Source organism: Psychrobacillus soli, from assembly GCF_006861775.1.
GTDB classification, from domain to species: domain Bacteria; phylum Bacillota; class Bacilli; order Bacillales_A; family Planococcaceae; genus Psychrobacillus; species Psychrobacillus soli.
The window spans coordinates 68,919-74,918 of sequence record NZ_VDGG01000018.1 but is presented as its reverse complement, the minus strand read 5'-3'; the positions used below and the strand labels follow the sequence as shown (position 1 = coordinate 74,918).

The window sequence follows — 6,000 nt, the reverse complement described above, 5'->3', positions numbered from 1 at the left end:
TACATCGTGTGGAGGTTATTCACATGGAGGGAGACAGCTATCGCATGAAAAACAGGCAGCACGTATTTTAAGCAAAAGTGTTCATTTCAAACGAGCAAAAACTGTATGTTTTCACTTGACGGTTACAGACGGGTTTCTATCTTTATTCTCATACCATAATTGTTAATAACTTTATAAATTATTATAAAGATAAGTTCTACAATAAAAATATACTAAATTTTTATTGGTCGGAAATGAGTAGTGGACAACTTAGTCTCTTAAATTTATTTGGAAGATTTTATGATTCCTTGAATGAATTACAACAAGACTTATTAGATGAGGAAGACTATTTAGAGGAACCTATAAGCGTGAAGGATTTTCATTATTTATTGTTAATAGATGAATGTGACTTGTATTTTCATCCACAGTGGCAAAAAGACTGGCTATTTTATTTTTTAAAGTTAATTGAAATTTTATTTAAAGGAAATGTTCAAGTAATATTGACAACACATTCACCTTTCATATTATCTGATTTCCCTAATACTAATGTCACATTTTTAGCAGATAAATTAAATTCATTGACTATAAATAATGAAATTGAAGGAAGTCCAAGAACTTTTGGTGCGAATATAAATGAATTATTTACAAATTCATTTTTTATTAGTGATGGTCTAATGGGGAAATTTGCAAAAAATAAAATAAATAATTTTATTAAAGACCTAATGAATACAACGCCTGACAAGGTATTGAGAAATAAAAATGAATTAAGAAAGTTTATTGATGTTATAGGGGAACCTTTAATAAAAAATAAACTATTGCAAATATATAATGAAAAGTTGCAGTTAGCATCTGATGATAGTATAGAGAAAAGAATAATGTATTTGGAAAAAGAAATAAATAATTTGAAAAGAAGAAGTAAGTTGTAATGATTCAAATACTAATAACTGATGAAATAATAAGAAAACATGAAGAATTCGTATTTGGTGAAAATGCTATAGATGAAAATAGGTTATTACGAAAGATAAAGGTAGCTTATGAAAATCAAAACAATAAATATGCACGTAATGTTTATAGGTATATTTTAGACAATATTCGAGAAATTATTTTAGGGGATATTGAAACATTAACTAAAAAAAAGCAGATTTATAGTTATCTTGTAAAGTCAATTCCAAATAAAGAAGTAATGGAAAGGTTAATTGAAGACCTTAAAATCTTCCACAAGGAATATAAGTATTTTTATAAATCAAAGGGGTGGAACGCATATCTATATCAAAAAGCATTAGGGATAAATATTTGTCCATACTGTGCTACCCAATTCATATTTTTATATAACTCCGATAATGGAAATACACGAGGTACATTTGACCATTTTATAGATAAAGCTAAGTACCCTATATTTTCTGTTTCCTTATTTAATTTAATACCAAGTTGTAAAGTCTGTAACTCTGATTTTAAGGGTAGTAAGGAAGCAAATATTACTAATAACTATACTCCGTTTGAAGAAAATATTATAGATTATATGATTTTTAAAAGAGACATAATTCAAAATCAAGATGAAGAAATATCCCCTACTACAGTTGTAGATATAAAAAAGGAAGATAAAGATGAAATAGATTTTGTATCAATGTTCTTGGGTATGAATGAAGATTTTAATATTAAAATAGATTATTCTGATGCACCGAGTGATATTGCATTAAAAATTAAAGGTAATTTAGAATTATTTCACATTGAAGAAATTTATAATGCATATCATAAAGGTTACGTACAGGACTCGATAAGAAAAGCGTATTTATATAATCTCACTTATCGTAATCAGCTTTTGCATTCATTTAGTCAGTTTTTTCAGAGTGAAGAAGAACTAAGAATGGCGATAATGCCTTCTGTTGAAGATGATAGAAAAAATATTTTAGGTAAGTTAACAAGAGACATTATTTATCAAGAAACAAATGGGTTTACTTTATAAATTTATTTTGATATCTTAAAGTCCATAGGTCTCCGAACCAAGTTCGTAAATATGTAATACTCCCGAGTGGAGAAAATCGTTATAAATAGAAGTATGGAAATGACTCTAATCTCTTGCCACACTAGACTTCGGCATAGTGCTACGCGAAACCTAAATAGGCAAGATACACGCGTAGAAGCTTAAGTGTTAGAGTTTCTGGACGCGGGTTCAAATCCCGCCGTCTCCATTGTAAGAAATCATACGAATTCAATGAATGTCAAAATCCTTGATATATAAGGGTTTTGGCGTTTTTCTATTTCAATGAGTTTCACTGAATTTCAAAAAAACCTCGTCAATTCCACGTCAAAAAACTTCTTCAAGAAAACAATCATTTTGATAGATATTTTTCGAACTTATCAATCGTTTCAGCTTTTGCTTTTTTAGTGACGTGAGTATATACGTCTAAAGTTGTTTTTACATCTGTATGACCTAAACGCACTTGTACTTCTTTAATGGTTGCTCCAGCATCAAATAAAAGGGAACAATGTGTATGACGAAAACCATGTGTTGTAATTGGCTCAAGTTTGTATTTATCTAATACATGTTTTAACCAACGATACGTTTTATTAGGCTCATGTAAGTCGTTATGTGTATTTGGGAATACAAGCTGATTTTGTTTCATGGTATTAAAGCCAAGCTGGAGATACTTTTTAGCTTGTTCTTTCTTCCAATCCTTTAATAGCTGCATCGTTTTGGTATCCATTTTAATAGTACGTGAAAGTCCATTCTTCGTTGGTCCGAGATAAAGACCTTGCTCGCCACGCGCAACGGCTTTATTAATACGTATTTCATTATCTAAAAAGTTAATATCCTTCCACATTAAAGCGAACCCTTCACTTTTACGCATACCAGAGAAGGAGAGTAGATGGAAAAAGGCGTACTTTCTTAGATCTCCCTCTTGCTTAAAGCAATTAAGCAGTTCAACCAGTTGCTCACGTGTATAGAAGTTTTCAGCTTCATCTTCCTCAAAGGACACTTGCTTTTTTACAATTGGAATCTCCACTAGATCAAAAGGGTTTGTTTGAATATAGCCGCGTTGCATTGCAAACTTTAATATTTTCGAAGCATATGCCTTCACCATATTGAAACGCTTTAACTTCTTTGCCCATTGATCTACATGCTTTTGGCATGTCGCTACATCAATTCTATCTATTATATAATGGCCCATTAAAGGTAAAATATGATTGATAAAGAGGCGTTTCGTCTTCAAAAAGGTACTGTCCTGTACAGTGTTCTCATAATGATTGATCCACATATCGTAACAGTCTTTATACGTTTCAACAGCATTCTTTTTATACGTACCGTTGTTGATTTGCACTTTTAAAGCGGCTAGTGCATCTTTAGCTTCTTTGCTTGTTTTAAAGCCACGACGAGTTGTGTTTTGCTCTTTACCGGTCAAAGGATCAACACCAACATAAAGATGAAACATATAGCGGGTTTCATTGTTCTTTAATTTATAACTTTTAATAGTTTTTTGTTTACTCATTCTATTCCTCCTAATGCTCACGGAGACAAGATTTGGAGGGTGTAGTTGATATACTACTATTTTATTCTATCTTGAAACTAGATTAAGTACAAATAACATATTGGGTAATATATCTGTAGATAACCATAAAAAACACCATACGCTGATTTATAGGTTTTAGACCTGCATATTCAGTGATGGTGTTTATTTGTATTTTTTATTTGAGGATCAAACTTTATATGTTTTTGTTTTCTAAGAAATCTTTAAATGCTTGTATCGTATTCATTTTACTGTTTTGACTTAGGTGAGTGTATATATTTAAAGTAGTTCTAATATCTTTATGACCTAAACGGATTTGCACTTCTTTAATACTTACGCCTGCCTCAAATAATAACGAACAGTGTGTATGTCGAAGACCATGTGTATTTAAATAACGCAAATTATTCTTTTTGCAAATTTTTTGCATCCATTTAAATGTTTTGGATGGTTGAATAAAACGATTGTCACGATTGCTAAATATAAGTTGTTTCTGACTTGATGTATCGTAACCAAGTATTTTATAATGCTCAAATTGGACTTTTTTCCAAGCTTTCAAAGTATTCATGGTATCTTCATCCATAACTATACCTCTACTAAAACCATTTTTAGGTCTTTTAATATAAAGTGGTCTTTCTTCACCTTGCGTAAGAGCTTTTGTAATCTTAATTTCGTTAGTTTCAAAATTGATATCTTTCCATGTGAGTGCCAAAGCCTCTCCCTTCCGCATTCCTGAATACACTAATAAACGATAAAAGGTTTTTATTAATATATCTGTTTCTGTTTCTATTGCGTTTATAAAGTTTATAAGTTCATCATGAGTATAAAAATCAAAATCCTCGGTTGAATCATCTAAGTCTATATCTTCTTCTAAATAATATTTTTCTATCTGACGTGGTACTTTTAATCCGATGAAAGGATTAACTTTTACATAATGGTTTGAGATTGCATATTCTATTACTCTCGAAGCGTACGATCGAATAATGCGGGCATGTTTTACAGTATCTGACCACTCTTTAATATAAGTCTTACACATAGCCCGACTAATTTTATCGATATCTTTATCACCGATTTTAGGTAAAATATGAATATCAAAAATAGTTTTCGTCTTTTTTAACGTACTCTCTTCTACACTGTTTTTATATTCTTCATCAAGCCATAGATTATAAACATCCTTAAACTTTTTATGGGCCGGCTGAAGATATTCCCCATTAGATGCCGCTAACTTTAATTTCATTAAAGCTAAATTGGCTTCTTTTTCACTTTTAAATCCTCGTCTAGTAGTCCCTATTTCTTCTCCGGTAATAGGATTTTTCCCTAGATAAACTTTAAACATAAAATGTTTTTTCCCTTTTTTCATGTATTCTGTTATTTTAGTCATTATTTTCTCCTTAATTAAAAACTATTTTCATTAAAAAAATTATCAATTTCTGTTTTTGAAACACGTTTAACCCCATTGATTTCTGCAATTTTCAGACCGTTGTGTAATCGAAATTTCATAAGCGTATTATAAGAAACTCCTGCATAGTCACATGCTTCTTTAAGTGACAGCCATTGTTTTGTAGTTGAATTATTTTCAATTTCTTTTAAAAGATTGTTTAACAAGCCATTCAATATTTCTTTAAGTTCTTCTTGCATTTTGATCCTCCGTAGTAAGTTTTGATGCATCATTGTTCCTCAAGGCTTAAATATTCTAATCGAAAATTTTCACGGTTCGAATAGCAAAACCAATATATTTTTTAATATCTTAAAAAAATTTGTTAAGGAATTAATATTTGGAATTAGAAACCCTGAAAGAAATCAATTTTAATAGTTTAACTTTAAAATTATAAAAACTTGAAGTAAACATTAATAGCTTTAGTATTACTGCTTTAACATGGGTCTACTCGTTTGTAGATGAATGTCCTCATATGCCCCTTTCAAAACAACCCGAGTATTTTACATTTAATATAGGAGGTGTTGTTTTGGACAGTTTGTATGTCAAATTTTGAAATGGCGACATGAGGAATTTGGAGTGTCGCAAGAAAAACTAGCTGAAAAGGTTAAAAGTGATGTTCGCACGATTAGAAGGATTGAAAATGTGGAGGCGAGTAGCTATCTTGAAGCAATTTGTTAGGAGTTAATATAGGGTTCCAGCAGTCCAATACAGTTGAAATTTTAAGTCAATATAGAAGTTATACAAAACCCAATGTGAAAAAATGTTTTGGACTTTGCGCACTTACTGTTTGGATGTAATCAATTAGAGTATTTCCAGAAGTACAATTCGATTCTGAAGATACTATTCTTATCGAGGGATTTAATGGCAAATATTCTGAAAGTGAGTCAATAGCAATAATGTTAGGTGGTGGTACTGTTCAAGGAAATATTGTTGTATCAGTAGGTTTTCCGAAGGGTGCAAAAGTTGATGATACTATGATTCAACAAATAGTTGAAGATGCTATAAAGAAAGTTTCTGAAACAGAAAACGTAACAATTAGCGAAGAAAATAGAACATTAAAAATTGAGAAATACTAACGGA

6 protein-coding genes are annotated in these 6,000 nt (G+C 30.6%); 3 read left to right on the top strand and 3 right to left on the bottom strand.

Features of this window, described 5'->3' with window-relative positions; genetic code table 11:
• Positions 1-155: 155 nt before the first annotated feature.
• Positions 156-905 carry an AAA family ATPase gene (locus FG383_RS10595; protein ID WP_142607375.1) on the top strand — a complete coding sequence of 250 codons (750 nt, stop codon included), beginning with the start codon at positions 156-158 and terminating at the stop codon, positions 903-905.
• Positions 905-1,942 carry a hypothetical protein gene (locus FG383_RS10590; protein WP_142607374.1) on the top strand — a complete coding sequence of 346 codons (1,038 nt, stop codon included), beginning with the start codon at positions 905-907 and terminating at the stop codon, positions 1,940-1,942. Before FG383_RS10595 ends, FG383_RS10590 begins: the two co-directional genes overlap by 1 nt.
• A 367-nt stretch (positions 1,943-2,309) precedes the next feature.
• Here FG383_RS10590 and FG383_RS10585 read toward each other — a convergent pair whose 3' ends face one another.
• The 3 genes from FG383_RS10585 to FG383_RS10575 all read right to left on the bottom strand — a co-directional run bounded on the left by FG383_RS10585 (position 2,310) and on the right by FG383_RS10575 (position 5,120).
• Positions 2,310-3,467: a site-specific integrase gene (locus FG383_RS10585; RefSeq protein WP_142607373.1), complete on the bottom strand. Its 1,158-nt coding sequence runs from the start codon at positions 3,465-3,467 to the stop codon at positions 2,310-2,312.
• 214 nt (positions 3,468-3,681) lie between these two features.
• A complete protein-coding gene (locus FG383_RS10580) occupies positions 3,682-4,863 on the bottom strand; it encodes a tyrosine-type recombinase/integrase (RefSeq protein ID WP_142607372.1) in 1,182 nt (393 codons plus the stop codon).
• A gap of 14 nt (positions 4,864-4,877) precedes the next feature.
• The gene (locus tag FG383_RS10575) at positions 4,878-5,120 is read right to left on the bottom strand and encodes a helix-turn-helix domain-containing protein (protein ID WP_142607371.1); all 243 of its coding nucleotides are present in this window, start codon (positions 5,118-5,120) and stop codon (positions 4,878-4,880) included.
• Between the two features lie 696 nt (positions 5,121-5,816).
• Between FG383_RS10575 and FG383_RS10570 the strand changes: the two genes are divergently transcribed.
• Positions 5,817-5,996 (top strand): hypothetical protein, encoded by a 180-nt coding sequence (locus FG383_RS10570; RefSeq protein ID WP_142607370.1) that lies wholly within the window; start codon positions 5,817-5,819, stop codon positions 5,994-5,996.
• Positions 5,997-6,000 lie beyond the last annotated feature (4 nt).